This window comes from Streptosporangium amethystogenes subsp. fukuiense, assembly GCF_042665875.1.
GTDB lineage: Bacteria > Actinomycetota > Actinomycetes > Streptosporangiales > Streptosporangiaceae > Streptosporangium > Streptosporangium fukuiense.
On record NZ_JBHTEE010000001.1, the window covers coordinates 9344004 to 9362256 of the forward strand.

11 protein-coding genes are annotated in these 18253 nt (G+C 71.3%); 3 read left to right on the plus strand and 8 right to left on the minus strand.

Annotated elements, in window-relative coordinates; all coding sequences use genetic code 11:
- Window positions 1-17 precede the first annotated feature (17 nt).
- On the plus strand, window positions 18-410 hold the full coding sequence (locus ACFQVD_RS41545; RefSeq protein ID WP_343962791.1) for a hypothetical protein: 393 nt from the start codon (window positions 18-20) through the stop codon (window positions 408-410).
- Window positions 411-413: 3 nt separating this feature from the next.
- Window positions 414-2843 carry a DUF4132 domain-containing protein gene (locus ACFQVD_RS41550; protein ID WP_343962788.1) on the plus strand — a complete coding sequence of 810 codons (2430 nt, stop codon included), beginning with the start codon at window positions 414-416 and terminating at the stop codon, window positions 2841-2843.
- Window positions 2844-2943: 100 nt separating this feature from the next.
- Here the strand turns inward: ACFQVD_RS41550 and ACFQVD_RS41555 are convergent, their stop codons facing one another.
- Genes ACFQVD_RS41555 through ACFQVD_RS41575 form a run of 5 tightly spaced genes read right to left on the minus strand, consistent with a single transcriptional unit; the run spans window position 2944 to window position 12518 of the window.
- A complete protein-coding gene (locus ACFQVD_RS41555; protein WP_343962786.1) occupies window positions 2944-5826 on the minus strand; it encodes an NHLP bacteriocin export ABC transporter permease/ATPase subunit in 2883 nt (960 codons plus the stop codon).
- Window positions 5823-8057 (minus strand): NHLP family bacteriocin export ABC transporter peptidase/permease/ATPase subunit, encoded by a 2235-nt coding sequence (locus ACFQVD_RS41560; RefSeq protein ID WP_343962784.1) that lies wholly within the window; start codon window positions 8055-8057, stop codon window positions 5823-5825. Before ACFQVD_RS41560 ends, ACFQVD_RS41555 begins: the two co-directional genes overlap by 4 nt.
- Before the next feature lie 15 nt (window positions 8058-8072).
- Entirely contained in the window at window positions 8073-8885 is an 813-nt protein-coding gene (locus tag ACFQVD_RS41565) for an HlyD family efflux transporter periplasmic adaptor subunit (RefSeq protein ID WP_343962782.1), read from the minus strand.
- Between the two features lie 6 nt (window positions 8886-8891).
- The gene (locus tag ACFQVD_RS41570) at window positions 8892-10253 is read right to left on the minus strand and encodes a SagB family peptide dehydrogenase (RefSeq protein WP_343962780.1); all 1362 of its coding nucleotides are present in this window, start codon (window positions 10251-10253) and stop codon (window positions 8892-8894) included.
- A 15-nt stretch (window positions 10254-10268) separates the two neighbouring features.
- Window positions 10269-12518, minus strand: coding sequence for a TOMM precursor leader peptide-binding protein (locus ACFQVD_RS41575; RefSeq protein WP_343962778.1), 2250 nt, complete (start codon window positions 12516-12518; stop codon window positions 10269-10271).
- Between the two features lie 252 nt (window positions 12519-12770).
- Between ACFQVD_RS41575 and ACFQVD_RS41580 the strand changes: the two genes are divergently transcribed.
- Window positions 12771-15212 carry an ATP-binding protein gene (locus tag ACFQVD_RS41580; RefSeq protein ID WP_343962775.1) on the plus strand — a complete coding sequence of 814 codons (2442 nt, stop codon included), beginning with the start codon at window positions 12771-12773 and terminating at the stop codon, window positions 15210-15212.
- 22 nt (window positions 15213-15234) lie between these two features.
- Here ACFQVD_RS41580 and ACFQVD_RS41585 read toward each other — a convergent pair whose 3' ends face one another.
- From ACFQVD_RS41585 to ACFQVD_RS41595, 3 genes are all read right to left on the minus strand, one after another.
- Window positions 15235-16632: an NAD(P)/FAD-dependent oxidoreductase gene (locus ACFQVD_RS41585; RefSeq protein ID WP_343962773.1), complete on the minus strand. Its 1398-nt coding sequence runs from the start codon at window positions 16630-16632 to the stop codon at window positions 15235-15237.
- 91 nt (window positions 16633-16723) lie between these two features.
- Window positions 16724-17401 (minus strand): VOC family protein, encoded by a 678-nt coding sequence (locus ACFQVD_RS41590; RefSeq protein ID WP_343962771.1) that lies wholly within the window; start codon window positions 17399-17401, stop codon window positions 16724-16726.
- The gene (locus ACFQVD_RS41595; protein WP_343962769.1) at window positions 17335-18183 is read right to left on the minus strand and encodes a hypothetical protein; all 849 of its coding nucleotides are present in this window, start codon (window positions 18181-18183) and stop codon (window positions 17335-17337) included. The genes ACFQVD_RS41590 and ACFQVD_RS41595 overlap by 67 nt, the downstream gene beginning before the upstream one ends.
- Between the last annotated feature and the right edge of the window lie 70 nt (window positions 18184-18253).

The window sequence follows — 18253 nt, forward strand, 5'->3', positions numbered from 1 at the left end:
ACTTGTGGAGCTGCCAGATGGCGACGGTCACCTTCAGGGATGAGACCGCGGCGGGAAAGCCGATAGAGGAGTTCACCCTCCCCGATCTGCCGGAGAGCATCTCGGCGCGGGAACTGGTCCGGCTCCGGGTCCGGGAGGAGGTCGCCCGGTACAACGCGGCCCCCGCCGCCCGGTTCAACGGCCTGGTCCGTCCCGAGGACGCCGAGGTGGAGCTGAACGGCTACCGGATGGGCGCGAAGCGGCGGATCGACTGGGAACGCCAGGCGGACGCCGCCGAGCGGGCGTTCGGCCGCAACGGGTTCCTGCTGCTCGTCGGGGAGCGTCAGATCGACGACCTGTCCGAGATGATCGACCTGACCGTCGACCCGGTGGTGTCCTTCATCAAGCTCGTCCCGCTGGTCGGAGGCTGAGGAATGGGTGTAATCGACGACTTTCCCAGATCGCACGGCTATGTCATGGAATATCTGGACGCGCCGACCCGTGAGACCTTCGCCTGCTTCGACGCGGCCTTCGAGGCGGGGCTGGAGCTGCCCGGCGCGGAGAGCGACCCGAGGATGTTCGGCCGCTGGGCGCAGCTGAGACTCGGCAACGGGCACCACGGGATCGACCACTACGACGAGCGCGTGCTGCGTGTGACCCGGTCGGCCGCCGACGGCGACACCCCGTGGACCTTCGAGGACGTCCGTTTTCTCTGGATGGCCGCCAACGCGCTGATGACCTGGAGACACACCGACTACCCGGAGCTGTACCGGCTCCCGCTCGCCGCGATCCGGCGGCTGGACCACCGGGGACGCCGCCAGATCCTGGAGGGGACGCTGGGGTGGTTCCGGAAGTACCACCGGCCGGTCTGGGACGCCCTGCACGACCAGATGGAGGTTCTGCTGACCGAGCCCGCCGAGCACGGCCCGGCCGGTGTGGTGCGGAACGTCATCTGGGACTGCGACGTCGTCGCGCGCAGGCTGGCCGAGGAGTACGGCGCACGCCTGGCCGCCCCCGAGGTCCTGCCTCTGCTTCTGCACTGGAACACCGCGCGGTCCTCCAAGCCGAGTGAGAGATGGCTCAGGACCGCGAAAGCGCTGCTGACTCCCGAGGCCGCCGGCCTCGTCCACGAGCTCCTCGTCCTGGTGGCGGCTCACCGGGAGAGGCCGGAGGAGAACGTTCACGAGTGGCGGGAGACCGTCTTCCTGCACGAGCGCACCGCCGTGCCGGTCCGCGGCATGGTGTGGACGTGCGAGCTGATCGACGAGCCGTGGGTGACCTCGCTCCTCGGCGACGTCGCGCTGACCTGCGGGACCGGGATCGGCGGGTCGGGCGCCAACTCCCGCAGCGAGCTGCTCGCCAACGCCGCGGTGAACACGCTGGCCCGCCGGGGCGGGCTGGAGGTGGTCGCGGCCCTGGCCAGGGTCCAGGTCAAGGTCCGCAAGAAGAGCGTGCTGGGCAACGTGGCACGCACCCTGGACGCGGTGGCCGCCGAGGCGGGGCTGGGCCGCGAGCAGTTGCTGGACCGCACCGTGCCGGCCTTCGGGCTCGGCCCGGACGGGGTGCGGGAGGAGAGGATCGGCGACTGCCTGGTGCGGCTCCGCGCGGACGGTCCCGTCCTCCAGTTCGTCAACCCGGCCGGGAAAACGGTCAAGTCGGCGCCGCAGGCGATCCGCCAGGCCCCCGAACTGGCCGCACTCAAGACCACTCTGAAGGACCTCAAGCAGGCGCTGCCCGCCGAGCGGTTCCGGCTGGAGCGGGCGCTGATCGAGGAACGGCTCTGGCGCTGGAAGGAGGTGACGGAGCTCTTCCTGGACCACCCTCTCACCGGCCGGTACGCCAGGAATCTCATCTGGCAGGTCCTCCAGGGCCCGGCCGGGCTCCCGGTCGGAACCGACACCGGCTGGGAACTCGCCGATCCGCGAGGCCGCCGGATCCAGCCGGAGCCGGATACTCCGATCCGGCTCTGGCACCCGATCCGCGAGGCGGCCGAGGAGGTACGGGCCTGGCGCGACCACCTGCTGGAGCACGGTGTCCGCCAGCCGTACAAGCAGGCGTTCCGCGAGGTCTACCTGCTGACCCCGGCCGAGGAGCAGACCCGCACGTATTCCAACCGGTTCGCCGGGCACACGCTCCGCTACGGCCAGGCCAAGGCGTTGCTGAACCAGCGCGGCTGGAGTGGGCTGTCCATCGGTCACTGGGGCTACGAATACGACAGCCACCAGGGTGAGGCCGTCAAGGAGCTGTCCGGCTGGCAGGCCCGTTGGTACATGTACGTGACGGGAGACGCGGAGGCCGACGGGTGGGGGACCGCGTCCTTCTGCGCCAGTGAGCGGATCCGCTTCCACCGGGCCGACGGCCCCGTCGGCCCCGGCGACGACGAGGGGGTCCCGCTGACCGAGGTGCCGCCGCTGGTGCTGTCGGAGGTGCTCCGCGACGCCGACCTGGCGGTGGGGGTCACCTCGATCGGCCTCGACCAGCAGGCCGTCGCCGGGCACGAGGAGTACTGGAACTCCTACGGGTTCGGCGAACTCACCGAGACCGCCGGCACCCGGCGCGACGCGCTCGCCCGACTGCTGCCCAGGTTGAGGATCGCCGACCGGACGGAGCTGACCGACCGGTTCCTACGGGTACGCGGAGACCGGCGGACCTACCGGATCCACCTGGGTTCGGGCAACATCCTGATGGAACCCAACGACGCCTACCTGTGCATCGTCCCCGGCCACGACCGCGACGCCGCCTCCGTCTTCCTGCCCTTCGAGGAGAACGGCGGCATGCTGTCGGTCATCCTGTCCAAGGCGTTCCTGCTCGCCGACGACACGGCCATCACCGACCCGTCGATCACCCGCCAGCTCGGCACCTGAGAGTCGCCCGAAGGACGAGGCGCCCCCGGACGCGGACGACCGCGCCGGGGGAGGATCCGGCCACCCATCGGTGAGATCACGGCGGCTCGCCGAGTCGCACTCAGGAGAGCTGGCGGGTGGCCAGCTGGGCGAACAGGCCGTCCTTCACGGCCAGTAGTTCTTCGTAGGTGCCCTGTTGGACGATCCGTCCCTCGTCCATGACCACGATGCGGTCGGCGGCCACCACCGTGGAGAGCCGGTGGGCGATCACCACCCGGGTGGCGTTGAGCCGGCGGGTGCTCTCGGCGACCCGGCTCTGGGAGGGGTTGTCCAGCGCGCTGGTGGCCTCGTCGAAGAAGACGATGCGGGGCCGGGCGACCAGCGCTCGAGCGATCATGAGGCGCTGTCGCTGACCGCCCGACAGCGTGCTGGTGCCCTCGGAGAGCACGGTGTGCATGCCCATCGGCATGGCCCTGATGTCATCGGCGAGCCCGGCCATCTCGGCCGCCGCCCAGGCGTCGTCCACCGTGTGGATGCTGCTGCCGACGATGTTGGCCTGGATGCTGCCCGCCTGCAGCGCGCCGTTCTGGAGCACCACCCCGCACTGGCGGCGGACGGCGGAGACGTCGAGTTCGGCGAGGTCCTGGCCGTCGTAGAGCACGGTACCCGACAGCGGGATCTCGAAGCCGAGCAGCAGCCGCAGCACCGTGGACTTGCCGCTGCCCGAGGGGCCGACCAGGGCCACGAACTCGCCGGGTTCGATCGACAGGGCGACCCCGTCCAGGGTCAGCGGACCGTCCTGGCCGTAGCGGAACGACACCTGGCTGAGCGCGAGCCGCCCGGACAGGTCGCCGGGGTCGGCCTTGGTGCCGTCGGTCTCCGGCCGGGCCTCCAGGATCGGCTTGATGTTCTCCATCATCGGCACGACGCCCATCGCGCTGACGGCGGCGGCGGTGAACTGGAGGCTGGAGGCCAGCAGCAGGCTGAGCGCGGTGAAGAACGGCAGGAAGGTGGCGACCGAGATCTGACCCGCCATCGGTCCCGCCACCACCGCGAACACGACCCCGGTGCAGACCAGCGGGAATCCGGCGTTGAACGTGGTCACCGCGTTCTGGATACGACGGGCCGAGGCGGTCAGCGAACGGCCCCTGGTGGCCTCGCGGGTCCACTCGGCGAACGCCCGCTCCTCGGCGGCGGCGGCCCGCAGCTTCGGCATCGCGGTGAGCATCTGGAAGACCCGGGCCGACATGGTCCGCTCGTGCTCGTAGGACTGCCGCTGCCAGCGGAGCTGCATCCGTCCCGCGATGATGGCGAACCCGAGCCCGAACAGCATGAGCCCGGTGGCGACCAGGGCCAGGCGCACGTCGTAGAAGTAGACCAGGACCAGATTGGCCGACCCGGTGAGCAGCCCCAGCGTGGCCGTGGTCAGCATCCCGGAGAGCATCTCCTGCGCCGAGCTGATGCCCAGCACCGTGGTGCCCAGCTCACCGGTGGAGTAGCGGGCGAAGAACCCGGCGGGCAGTGAGAGCAGCCGGGTCCACAGGCCCGACTGCAGGGCCGAGGTGGTGCGGCTCTCGACCCGCAGCACCGCGATGTTCTGCACCACCGACAGGGCCGCGACCACGAACCCGGAGCCGATCACGACCAGGGAGCCCTGCACGATGAGGTCGAGTTCGGCCCGGACCGTGAACACGCCGAGCACCTTGCCCGTCATGATCGGGACGAGCAGCCCGAGCAGCGCGACCAGCACCCCCATGGCGGCGAACCGCAGCAGGTCACGGTAGTTGCCGCTGTCGAGGAACCCCAGGCGCAGCAGCGCGCCGACGGACTTGATCGAGGCGGGCAGCGGCCGGTACAGCACGTGCGCCCGCTTCTCCAGGCCGCGGGCGACGGCCGCGGTGACCGGGGTGAGCACGCCGTCGTCCACCATGACGTAGCCGCGGCCCATGGTCAGCAGCGCCACGGGACGGCCCGCGGAGTTGCTGCCCACCATGGGCCCCAGGTCCTGCGTCCACCACGGGCCGTCCAGTCGTACGAGCCGGGTCCTGACGCCGGAGGCCAGCGCTATCGCCTGCAGGTCGCCCACCGGGCGGTCCTGGTTGCCGCGCCGCACCGGCGGCCGGACCTCGAACCCCTGGTGCGCCGCCACCAGCCGGGCCGCGGCCAGCGCGGGCGGATCGTTGGCCACGTCGGCCAGTTTCACCTGGACCTCGGTGTCCCGCAGCACGGCGTCGAAGCTCCGTACGGCCTGTGTCAGCACGGTGCTCTCGCGTTCACGCAGGCCGGTCAGGGCGGCGCGCTCCTCCTCGCGTCGCCGTTCGATGCGTTCGTCGACGGTGGTCAGCAGGCGGGCGGCATGGGCGGCGAGGAACTCGCAGAGCAGGCCCTCGTCGAAGACCGAGTGCAGCGAGCGGGTCCGCAGCCGGGTCCTGGTGCGGGCGACCAGCCAGTCCCTTTCGGTCAGGCAGATGTCGCTGCCCGCGCCGAGCACCAGATCGTTGCCGTCGCCGACCTCCACGTCACCCGACTCGACGCGCACGCAGCGCACGCCGTCGACCGATCGCACGGCGCGGCCCGCGTCCAGCTCGGCCGTCCCGTTGACGGGCAGTGGGACGAACTGGCGGGGCGGCAGGGGAGCGGGCAGCGCCCGGGACAGCAGTTCGATGCCGCCGCTGAGTCCCTTCACCAGCCAGGCGGCGGCCTCGGCGGGCAGCTCGTGCAGAACCGCGACCGGGACGTCGGCGAGTACGGCGCCGGGCACCGGGCGGGCCACGATCACGTGGCGCGGACCCGACCGCACCCCGCAGGCCAGCACCGTTCCCGCCTCGGCCCGGCCCAGGAAGTTCCAGCGGCCGTCCAGCTCGCCGTCGGCGGTCCGGACCGCGAACAGGTCCACCAGGCCCGACTCGACCAGCAGCATCCGCCCGGGGTTGTCGAGGATCATGAACCGCTCGGTGCCGAGGTCCAGCGGGATGGCGACCCCGGCGAGAGCGGCGGGGCTCACAGTCCCCCTCCGGTGTTGAACAGCCGTGTGTAGATGCCGTCGGCGGCGAGCAGCTCCTCGTGGATGCCGCGCTCGGCGACCTCGCCGCGGTCCAGGACGATGATCTCGTCGGCGTCGCGGATGGTGGACAGCCGGTGGGCCATCAGCAGGCAGGCGCAGCCGCGGCGGCGCAGGTTGTCCATGATGACGTGCTCCGTCTCTGGGTCCAGGGCGCTGGTGGCCTCGTCGAGGATCAGCAGGGTCGGCTCGGCGGCCAGGGCACGGGCCAGTTCGAGCCGCTGCCGCTGGCCGCCGCTGAAGTTGCGGCCGTCCTCGCGGACGAACGAGTTGATCCCGCCGGGACGGGCCAGCACGGCGTCGTAGACGGCGGCGTCGCGGAGCGCGTCGAGCACCACCTCGTCGGGGACCGCCTCGTCCCACAGGGTCAGGTTGTCGCGTACGGTCCCGGCGAACAGCACGATGTCCTGGTCGACGTAGGCCATCGAGCCGGCGAGCACGGTGCGCGGGATCTCGTCCAGCGGGTGGCCGTCGAGCAGGATCTGGCCGGCGCGGGGCTCGTACAGGCCGGTCAGCAGGCGGCCCAGGGTGGACTTTCCGCTGCCGGAACCGCCCACGATCGCGACCCGGCTGCCCGGTGTCATGCTCAGCGAGAGGTTCTTGATGACCGGATCGCTCAGCGGGCCGTACCCGAAGGTGACCTCCCGCAACTCCAGGCGGCCCTCCAGGCGGGCGCCGAGTTCGGTCTCGCCGCCGGTGCGCTCGAAGCAGCGGGCGATCGGGTGCCGTTCCACGTCGTGGATGCGCTTGGCGTCGGCGCTGAGGTCCTGCAGACGGCCGCCGAGGTTGGTGAGCTGGGTGACCGGCCTGCTCAGCGCGGCCAGCAGGGTCTGGAAGGAGATCAGGATGCCGATGCTGAGCACGCCTTCCACCACCCGCAGCCCGCCGATCAGCAGCATCAGGCCGGTGTTCACCGTGGCCAGCAGGGGCGGGACGACGACCAGCACCGCGGTGGGCACGCCGAGCCGCTGCTGGGCGGAGACGACCTTGGCCAGGAAACCCGCCCAGCGGGTGAAGGCGTCGGGCTCCGAGCCGGTGGCCTTGACCGTCTCGATCATGCTGAGCGTGGCGAAGGTGGTGCCGGTGAGGTTGCCGCGGTCGGTGCGCAGTGCGGTGACCGCGTCCTTGCGGGCCCGGGCGACCCAGCGCAGCACCAGGATGTTCAACGCCGCCATGCCGACGCCGATGACGCCGAGCAGCACGTCGTAGCGGACCAGCAGGGCGGCGTAGAACGTCACCAGGACCATGTTGATCACTGTCAGCGCGAGGTCGCGGGAGAGGATCTCGGCCACCGTGTCGTTGGTGGAGATCCGCTTGGCGACCTCGGCCGGTCGGCGTTGCAGGAAGAACTCGATGGGCAGCCGGAGCAGGTGACGGAAGAAGCGGGCGGAGCCGACCAGGCCGACCCTGATCTCCAGCCGCAGGAGGTAGTACTGCTGCACCGAGGTCAGCACGAAGATGGCCGCCGCGGTGAAGACCATGACGATCAGCAGCGGCGGCAGGATGTCAGGGGAGTTGCCGCTCAGCACCCGGTCGATGAACACCCGGTAGTAGGCGGGCCCGGCGATGCCGGGCAGCAGCAGCAGCGCGCTGGCCAGCAGCACCAGCGGCAGGGCGCGTCCGGACGGCAGCCGCCACTGGAGCAGCGCCTTGCTGAGCTTGGCGCGTTCCCCACCCGGCTTGAAATCGGGGCCGGGTTCGAAGGTCAGCATGATCCCGGTGAAGCCGGAGTCGAACTCCGACCACTCCATCAGCCGCGGACCCGACGACGGGTCGTTGATCGCGACCATGGTGCGGCCGAACCGGGTCACCAGTCCCTCGACCACGATGAAGTGCTGGAACGCCCAGAAAATGATCACCGGCCCGCTCTGGTCGCGGAGCAGTTCGGCCTCGACCTGGAATCCTTTGGCGATCATTCCGTAGGAACGGGCCGCGGCGAGCATCGAGGACGCCTTGGATCCGTCCCTGGACACCCCGCACCGGCCCCGCAGTTCCTCAAGCGGCACGTGCTTGCCGTAGTGGCCCAGGACCATCGCCAGCGCGGCCGCGCCGCACTCGACCGACTCCATCTGGATCACGGTCGGCACCTGGTGGCGGTTCTTCCTGCGGGGGCGCGGGGGCTGCGGCTGCTTCCTGGGCGCGGGTTTCGCGGGTTTCAATGTCGTGTTCGTCATCGGTGCCTCCTCCGCTCAGCGCCCGAGCACCAGGTTGAACGGCGTCTGCTCGCCCAGGTGGATGGAGGCCGACACGGTCACCTGGGAGTCGAGCTGCACGGGCGGTCCCTGCGCGGTCGACCAGGTGTACCCCGAATGCGAGTCCTGGTCGGGGATCAGGTCCACGATGATCATCAGGGGGGCCTGGACCGCCGCGTATCTCTTGGCGGCCAGCTCGCCGCCCACCAGCCCGGCCAGCGCCTCACCGGTCAGGGGGTAGCGGCTGACCGAGGTGACCCGGCCGCGCAGCAGCCCGAAGGCCGCGGCGGGCGCGGTGGACACCTCCAGGTCGACCGGGCGGCCGGGGGCGATCCAGGCCGCCCGGTCGGCGGGTACGAACACCATGGCGACCAGGCGGTCGTCGGGCAGGTCGGTCCGCTCGACCGTGGCGACCGTGGTGCCGACGGCGACCACCTGGCCGTCGCTGACCGTGGTGCCGACCACCTGGCCGGTGAACGGGCTGGCCACCTCCTGGGTCTTGCCGTCGGCGTCCTGCAGCTCGGCGACGGACTGACCGACGATCACCCGGTCGCCCGGCCGGACCAGCACGCGGCGGGCCAGCCCCGAGTAGTGACTCTGGATGCGGGCCGTGCCGCCCGGGTGGGTGAGCACGCCCGGGGCGGCGACCGAGATGCGCAGCTCGCCGACGAACGCCCAGACCAGCCCGCCCGCCATCACGATCATCACGACGAAGACCGCGATCCAGCCCCGGGGGGTGGCCAGCAGGGTGGGGGAGTCCAGCTCGTCGGGCTCGCGCATCCGTTGCAGCGCCTGGTAGCGGAATCTCATCGCGGTCTACTCCTCCGTCCGGGGCCGGGAGCCGAGTACGAGTTCCCCGACCGTGCCCTCAAGGAGCGGGTCGCGCCCCGAGGCGGTGGCGAAGGCGGCGGCGTCCCCGCCGCCCAGGCCGCACACGGCCAGGTCCATCGCGGTGGCCACCAGGTAGAGGGTCTGGTAGAGCACGCCCACGTGCTTGAGGACCAGCGGGTAGGCGACGGTCTCGTACTTCCACATCACCCGGCCGAACCGGGCCGCCACCAGCAGCACCACCTGTGGATCCGCCTCCAGCATGGCGGCGCCCCGAGCCTGGCCGACCAGCGCCTCGGTGGCCTTGCCCGGCTCGGCGACGAGTTCCAGCTCGTGCCGGTCGGTCGCGTAGTGCCACAGCCCGGGCGCCAGCCCCTCGCACACCGTCACCAGCGGGTAGACCTCCAGCTCGTGTACGGCACCGCCGCTCGGGTACGGCCGGTCGGCCAGTTCCTGGCCGTCGCCGCCGGTCATGGTGCCCCGCCTGCGCAGGCTCCGGTAGAGCAGCTCGCCGAGCTGGGCGAGGGTGATCGGTCTCCGCTGGTCGTGGGCGCGGATCGAGCGGCGCCGTTCGAGCACCTCGGTGAGCGACGGGTCCCCGGCCGCGATCTCGTCCAGGTCGGGCACCGGCAGCGCGACGGTCCGGGTGCCGGCGGGCGGTGGGGAGACCGGCTCCGGTGCGAAGCGGTCCCTGATGGGATAGGTCCCGCCGTATCCGCCGACCGAGGCGGGGAAGCGGGTACGGGAGTGGAAGGCCAGGTCGGCGGGGTGCCACTGCGCGTAGGGGCGCTCGGCCACCTCCACGTCCTCATCGGGACCGCCCGGCGCCAGCAGGCCGGCCGTGGCCAGCAGCCGCAGCACCGGGGCGGGTACGGAGGTGTTCCAGGTCGCCAGCTCGCCGAGCAGCCCGGCGGCCTGCGGCATCAGTTCGACGGCCAGGTGGCGGCCGGGGGTCTGCAGGGTCAGCGTGCCGTCCACCACCCGCGCCTCGGCGAAGCGCGACAGCCGTACCGGGCCGGTGGGGGCCGCGGCCAGCAGCGTCGGACCCCGGCCGACGGAGAAGAGCCTGGCCACCGCGGTGCCGTCCACCGCCGCGGCGTGTTCGAGCAGCCCGGAGGTGTTCAGCCCGCGGAACAGCATGTGCCAGCGGAGCAGTCCCGCCTCGCCGTCCGCCGTGGTGACCGCGCCCGCCAGGGCGGCGTCATCGTGGTCGCCCTCGGCCAGCAGCTTCAGGGCCGTGCCCTGTCCCTGTGACAGGTTCCTCAGTTCGAGAGCCGTGGTGGTCAGTTGGATGCGCTCACCGGAGAACGACGCGTCCCGGCGCAGCCGGGAGACGATGATGGGGTTCATGGGAGGACCGTTCGCTTAGAAGAACACGTTCCAGGAGTTGATCTCGTCCTGGGGGGTCGGCCGGTCGAGCCAGCCGAGCCGTACCGGCGCGTCGTAGAGGCGGCCGGGTGCCAGGCGGCGCCAGAAGTGCCGCAGGCCGGGCGCCATCACCTTGACGACGTTCAGCTCCAGGTCGGGACGGGTCTGGTCGAGGACGATCACTTCGGATCCGGCCGCCTCGATCGAGTCCACGCACCGGCGCACGCACACGGCCAGGTCGGTGGGGGCGGGTGGGCCGACGGTGACCGGCGGGAGACCGGGATCCGGCAGCAGCCAGGGCTCCCGGTCGACCTTGGCCTCCTTGCACCAGGCCAGCATCTCCGGGTCGTCCACCCGGTAGAGCGTGTTGCCCTGCTCGTCACGCCGGTCCACGGTCGGCAGGAACTGGTTGAGCTCGGTGAGCGCGCGGAACGCCGCGATGCGCGGGTCGGGGTGGCAGCCGAAGCCGACCATGACGTCCTCCACCTCGTGGCGGCGCCGGGAGACCGCGGCGTACACCGGGATGCCCACGTCGGTGGTGAGGTCGAGCATCCACAGGTCCCGGTCCATGGCCCCGTAGAAGTCCCGCAGCTCGCCCACGTAGGGGTCGTCCAGCGAGTCGAGGTCGAAGGCGGGGCGGCGCAGTCGGTTGTACCACCACAGCGCCACGGAGTCGCGCTCGACCAGCTCGCAGATGCCCTGCAGGATGGCCTCCTCCAGGGTGTTGCCCGCCGCGCTGCCGTTGGAGTCGGCGATGCAGAAGAAGTGCTGGTAGAGGTCGGGGTGGCCGTACCAGCCGTAGGCGGCGGGGACCAGCCGTTCCTCGTCGCGGGTCAGCGACCAGGCCCGCGACCAGTCGAACGGCACGTCCTCCTTGAACGGGTCGGGCACCTGCTGCAGCCGGTGCGCCGGGTCGGCGTTCCACTCCTTGCGCCCGGCCCGCTGCTCGTCGGAGAAGAGCAGCAACCGGTCCGGGTGCACCGCCGTCGCCGGATCCAGGTCGGCGTAGGCGGCCCGGATGACGGGCTCGTCCCCGCGCCAGACCCCCGAGTACCGTTCGATCGCCTCGCAGAGGGCGCTGACCTTCGCCTGGATCTCCGAGCGCCCCTTGCCGCCGCTCTGCCCGCGCAGGTTGCGGCGGAGCAGGTCCATGCTGTCGTTGACCATGGCGAAGTTGTGGCCGGCGGCGTAGCTGTAGGTCAGGCCGCTGGGGTCGGTACCGATCGAGACCAGCTTGGTGATCGCGCCCAGGTGCGGGCTGATGTGCCGCTCCAGCCGCGCGAACGTGTCCTGCGGCTGGTCGACCCGGTAACCGCCGTCGGTGACGTGGTTGGCCTGCCGCGGGGTGAGCACGATCTTGGGGTTGTCGTCGGGCGGCGTGCCGCACGAGGGGCACTGCGGCTGGCGGATCAGTATGTGCCTGCTGGTCTCCATGGTCGCCAGGTCGAGGGCGACCATCTGGCCGCAGAGCGCGCCCGGCTCGCCGGTCGCCACGATCCTGGCGACCTCGGCCGCCAGCATCCCGGCCAGCGCCAGCGGTCCGGCCGGGATCTGCGCGCGCACCGGGTGGAACGGCGTCCGCTCGCCCCGCTTCCCCGCCAGGTAGCGCTCCAGCTGGCGGTTGCCGCTGAGCCGCTGCGCCAGGCACGACCAGCAGCCGGTGTGGTCGGGATCGAGGAAGGGGCCGAGCCACGGGCTGACGCCGCCCGGCTTGGCCAGCAGCCAGGGGAGCCCGGACGCCAGCTGTGAGGCGTTGCGCCGCTCCAGGGCCGGGTCGAGGTAGTCGTCCACGAGCACGACCGAGACCCCTTTGGCGGGCACCTCGTCGATCGCGCCGGTGAGCACCTTCAGCCCCAGCTCGGTCAGGGCGGCCGTGACCGGGGCGGCGTCCACCCCCTCGGCGGCCGCGACGGTGACCGGCGTGCCCTTCGTGACGGCCGCCGGGTCGATGCCCAGCGCGTCCCAGTAGGCCAGCACCTTCTCCGGCAGGTCCGGCCTGCCCTCCGCGAGGTGCCCCGCCGCCTCGTAGCGGCGCAGCGTGGTCAGCACCGTGGTGAATGGAACGCTCCCGGCCAGCTCCTGGACGATCTCGCTCACCGTCCTGCGGCCGTCGAGGTAGGGGAGCACCGCCGCGGCGGCCTTCCCCGGCACCAGGAAGTCCTTCCCCTCGGCGAACAGGAAGACCCGGGATCCGTCCACGACCTCGACATGGAAATGGGCTTTTAGTCGTGGACTCTCCATCAGCATCCGCCTTTTTATATGAAGCTCTCGACAACCCTCTTCAGTGCGGATTTAAACACGGGGGGACCCGGATGGTGAATGCGCAAAAAATCGTACGCATCGCGCGGCCGATACTTAGGGCGCCGACGTATTCGCCTCGGTATCACCGCGCAGGACGCCCGGGATCGGCGCCGGTGGCCCGGTCCTGAACCGGTATCGCCGAGAAAGACGGGTACCGAACCCGTTGAGATCCGTATCGGGAGAATGGGACGATGAGGCATGGCACCGCTTCTTCACAGAGACAGAGAACTGGCTGTCTTCCGAGAGGCTCTCGACGAACTACGGGCCGGCCGCCCTACCGTCGCGGCGATCCTGGGCGGAAACGGAATGGGCAAGAGTTCCCTGCTCGGAGCCATGACCGAAATGCTTCCCCCGCGCAGTCTGGTGCTGCGGGCGCGCTGTCACCCGAGCGAGAGCCATTTCGCCTACGGCATGGTCCGCCAGCTCTTCGACCCGGTGATGTCCGCCGGCGAGCGGCCCCGCGGGCGGTTCGACCACGCCGCCGCCGACGACGACGGCGCCGCCACCCAGGACCTGCTGATCAGCCTGTTCCACATGACCCGCGACCTGGTCGCGGAGCAGCCGGTGGTCATCGCGATCGACGACCTGTCCTTCGCCGACACGCCGTCGCTGCGCTGGTTCTCCTACATCGCGCGCCGCCTGGACGACCTGCCGGTGATGATGATCGCCACGCTGCCCGGCAGCCCCCCGGCCGGGCTGGGCACGGATCTGGCCAAGCTGCCGTACGCGCGGTTCGTCCAGCTCAGACCGTTCTGTGCCACCTGTACGGCCGACTTCGTCGCCGAGGCGCTGGGTGCGCCGCCCGATGTGGAGCTGGCCGCGCTCTGCCACACGCTCTCGCAGGGGAACCCGCTGGTGCTGCGCCAGCTGACCAGCCGGATGCGGCAGGCCAGGATCAGCCCGGGCGAGCCCGACCCCGACCAGGTGCTGGAGGTCGGCACGGCGGCCCTGTCCGCCACCGTGCTCGAATGGCTGCACGACCACGACCCGGTGGCCTACGAACTGCTCACCCAGCTCGCCGTCATGGGCCCGGACACCGACGTCACCGTGGCGGCGATCCTGCTGAGTCAGGGCGAGCCGCAGATCCGGCAGGCCCGCCGGGCCCTCGCCCAGGCGGGGCTGATCACGGCGGGGCCGCCCGTGCGGTTCCACAACCCGCTGATCCGCACGGCCGTACTGTCGCGCATCGACAACCAGACCCGGCTCGGCCTGCACGAACGCGGGGCCGCGCTGTTGGCCAGGCTGGGCGCGCCGGCCGCCCAGACCGCCGAGCACCTGATGCTCACCGATTCCGACTGGGGCGTTCCGGTGCTGCGCAGGGCGGCCACCGAGGCGGTCGCGGCCCGCGAGTACGACGACGCGACCCGTTACCTGCGCCGCGCGCTGGCCTGCTCCGACGATCCGGCCACCATTCACGAGCTGACCCTGCAGCTCGGCACGGTCGAGCTCCGCCACGACCTGGACGCCTGCGTCCGGCACGCGGAGACGCTGGTCAGCACCGCGCCCGACCCCGTCAGGCGGGCCAGGTCGCTGCTGAACCTGGCCAGCCCCGCGCTGGTCGCCAGCACGGTGGGGGTCCGGCCGTTCGTCACCGTGGCCCACGAGCTGGCGGGCATGGCGGACCCGCCGAGGGAGCCGCTGCTCCGGCTGACCGCGCAGGGAGTGCTGTCCGGGTACCGCGCCGGGTTGCGCAGGTCGGTGCGGATGGCCTCGTCGGGCGTGCCGGACTCGGCCGCCAAGGAGCTGGCCGGCGCGCTGGCGGCGATGGTCGCGGCGAGCGGACGACATCCGGGCACCGCCAGGCGGCTGGCGGCGCGGGCCTGCCGAGAACGCTCCCGCCGGGATCGGCCCGCGGGGACCGGGCTGGTGGGCGCCGCGCTGGCGTTCGGCTGGACGGGGCGTCCGGAGGAGGCGCTGGCCGTGTGCGACAGGATCCTGCAGGACGCCCGCACCTGGGACCAGCCGGATCTGCACGCGCTCGGGCTGCTGCTGCGGGCCGATATCGGCCACCGGCGGGGCGACTCGGACGACAGCCTGCGGGACGCGCTCGACGCGCGGGAGGGGGCCGAGCGGATCGGCGCGCGGGTGCTGACCACGGCGGCGCGCGCCTGTGGCGCGCGGGCCCTGATCCGGATGGGCCGCACCCGGGACGCCGCGGAGCTGGTACGTGAGATGACGATGCCCGCGGACGCCCATCCCCTGATCAAGAGCCTGATCCTGGAGGTCCAGGGACTGATCGCGGCGGCGGCGGGCGACCACGTCACCGCGCTGAGCCTGTTCCTCGACTGCGGGCACCGGCTCTCCGCCCGCGGCATCACCAATCCCGCCTGCCTGCCCTGGCGCGCGCACGCCGCCAAGGCGTACAACGCGCTGGGCGAGCACACCGCGGCCCGTACGATCGCCGCCGAACCGGCGGCGAGCCCGGAGCACGCGCCGGACGCGCGGCCGGCGCAGGCCCAGATCCTGCTCACCCCCGCCGAGCAGCGGGTCGTCGAGCTGGTACGGCAGGGCATGAGCAGCATGGAGGTCGCCGAGCGGCTCTGCCTGAGCAAGCGCACCATCGACACTCACCTGGGCCGCATCTACCGCAAGCTCGGTATCCGAGGGCGGCACCAGCTGGCCGCCGCCCTCGGCCCGTGACCGGTCCCTGATCGGCCCCTGATCAGTGGGGTGACACCGGCTCGGTGGCCCGTCCGATGCCCAGCCTCGGCTCGGTGACCAGATACAGCCCGGCGGCGCCGGCGCTGTCGGCGGTGTTCTCGCGGTCCTGGCCCGCGGTCAGCTCGCCTGCCAGCACCATCGCGTCCAGCGGCACCGCACCGCCGACGCGGGTGGCGTCGTCCAGGTCGGTCAGGCCCGCGGTGATCGAGGCGAAGGCGCCGTCGGTGGGCGCCTGGGCGCCGCGGACGCGTTTCTTCATCAGCTCCGGATACTGGCCCCTGGCCAGGCGCTGTGCCAGCCAGAAGTAGCTGTTCTTCCCCCGGTACTGCTCGTAGAAGCCGGCGACCATGGAGAACATCCGGCCGTAGGCGTTGCGGTAGTGGGACTCGTAGAATCCCAGCGCCTCGCGCTCGGTGACCTCCCCCGCGTGCGCGGACAGGATGGTCGCGGCCGCCAGCATGCCGCTGTACATGGCCAGGTGCACGCCGGTGGAGAGCAGCGGGTCCAGGAAGCAGGCGGAGTCGCCCGCCAGGAAGTAGCCGGGGCCGCAGAAACTGTCAGCCGAGTAGGAGAAGTCCTGCTCGACGCGGACCTGGCCCTGGAAGTCGCCGCTCGCCACCAGTTCCGCGACCGTCTCCGACTCCGCGACCAGGGTCAGGAACATCTCGTCCGGCGAGGAGAAGGCGGACCTGCGGGCCAGGAACTGGTCCTTGTGGGTGACGAAGCCCACGCTGTAGACGTCGCCGCTGAGCGGGATGACCCAGTACCAGCCGTTGGGGGAGGAGATCACGTTGATGCCGCCCCTGGGAGTGTCGGCCAGCAGGGCGCCGCCCCGGTAGTAGCCCCAGATGGCGACGTTGCGGAAGACGTCGTGCGGCCGCCGGTTGCGGAAGTGCTGCGCGGAGAGCACGCCGGCGCGGCCGGAGGCGTCCACCACGAAGTCGGCCGCGGTCTCCTGGCGGTGCCCTTCGTGTACCCATTCCACGCCCACGGCGCGGCCGTCGTCGAAGCCGACCTTCCTCACGCGGGCCCCGTGGACCACCTCCACGCCCTGTTCGGCGGCGTGCTTGAGCAGGACGTCGTCGAAGTCGGCGCGGTCCACCTGCCAGGATCGCACCTGGTCGCCGAAGAGGTCCGGCCAGTTGATCGTCCAGTCGCGCTCCGCGCCCCAGCGGAGCAGCAGGCCCTCCTTGACCTGGTAGCCGCGGGCCTCGACCTTCTCCCGCGCGCCGACCAGGTCGATGATGGCCCGGCAGGAAGAGGAGATCGACTCGCCGATGTGGTACCGGGGGAAGAAGTCCCGTTCCAGCAGGCGCACCCGAGCGCCGGCCCGGGCCAGCAGTGCCGAGGAGATCGCTCCCGCCGGGCCGCCGCCTATGACCACCACGTCAGGCGCCATGGAATACTCCTCCCGCAGGAAAACTGCTAACCGTTTAATCCTCGCAAGGTGCGGTGAATATTGTTAATACGTATTTATACGCATTTATGGATTAATTCAGGGTGGTGAGGCCGAAGACCGCGCCCAGCGGGTCGGCGAGCAGTCCGCCTTCCAGCGGGCGGGCCCCGGCCGCCAGAGCCGCCGCGACGGCACCGGCACCGGCACCGGCACCGTCGCCATCACCGGCGCCGACACCGAAGAACGGCACCCAGCCGGTCCTGGCGGAGGGGCGGATCACCAGGGGTGCGTCGCCGTACAGGCTCCGGTAGAACTCCGTCGCCGTCTCCCGGCCGGAGGTGTGCAGCTCGCAGGCGCACAGGGCGCCGGGCTCGTCCACCAGGACCACGCCCTCGTCCCGGCCGCCCTCCCAGAAGCCGACCGCCGCCCCCGAGGGGTCGACCGCCAGGCAGAGTCGGCCGTTCTCGCCCGCGGGCACCGGGCCCATCACGATCCGGCCGCCCAGGCGCCCGACCTCCGTCCGGGTGTGGCCGAGGTCCTTGGCGGCCAGGTAGACGTTCCAGGACGAGCCGAAGGCCGGGCCCATCGGGCTGGGACCGAGGCCACCGATGATCTCTCCACGCAGGGTGATCAGGTGGTATCCGCGGCTGTTCTCCCTGGTGAACTCCCAGCCGAAGAGGTCACCGTAGAACTGTTTCGCGCCGGTCAGGTCGACAGTGATGTGATCAACCCAGCACGGTGTTCCCGGTCCGTACGCGGTCCGCCGGGGCATGGGGGCTCCTTCTGGATCCTGTCGTCGATGAGTGCCGCGGCCTCCTCCGCGCCGCCGAACTCCGGCATGAGCAGCCGGTAGCGGGGCGCGTCGGCCAGTTCCGTGGCGGCCGGCGGCCAGATGTGCGGCTGGAACGACCAGGGTTCGAGCCTGCAGCGGTCGTCGTCCCCCTGGCAGAGCCTGACCAGCGTGGGCGGGGCCAGCCTGGCGGTGATCGGGACGGGCGGGCCCAGCCGCTCGGGGCGGACCAGGACGGACTCCCCGGCCAGTGCGGGATGAGCCTGCCGCCAGATCGCCGGGTCCGGCTCCTGGCCGATCAACCCGCCGCTTCTCGCCGACTCCAGGGCGCTGCCGCGCAGGTCCAGCGGGATGTGGAAGGGAAGGGTGTGCCCGGTGGTCCGGTCGACCACGAGGAGTTGCCCCGACACCGGCCGCCAGGACCGGCCGGCCAGTGCGGCCGCCACGCCGGCGCCGGGCGAGCAGGCACTGCCGATCAGCGCGACCGTCATGTCGTCCTTGGCCATGACGACGGCACGCATCACCAGGTAGAGATGGTCGAGTACGGCGAACGGAGGGAGCGGTGGTGGCATGGTGCTCCATCCTCGGAACACGCGACGCTGTAGCAACATCCCGTCGGGACGCTGGACCAGCAGTTCTCCCTCTGAGGACTTGTTGGTGAGAAGCTTCACGACCAGTTGTGGTTCGGCGGCCTCCACCAGATGGGGGCCGAACAGGAACGCCAGGTCGGTGGGGTCGAGTTTGGTCAGCACCATGACGGTCATACCGAAGAAACTCAATAACAGGGGCAACTATCCCCCCCTTACGGTTGTCCTTTTATAGGCATTTCTACAA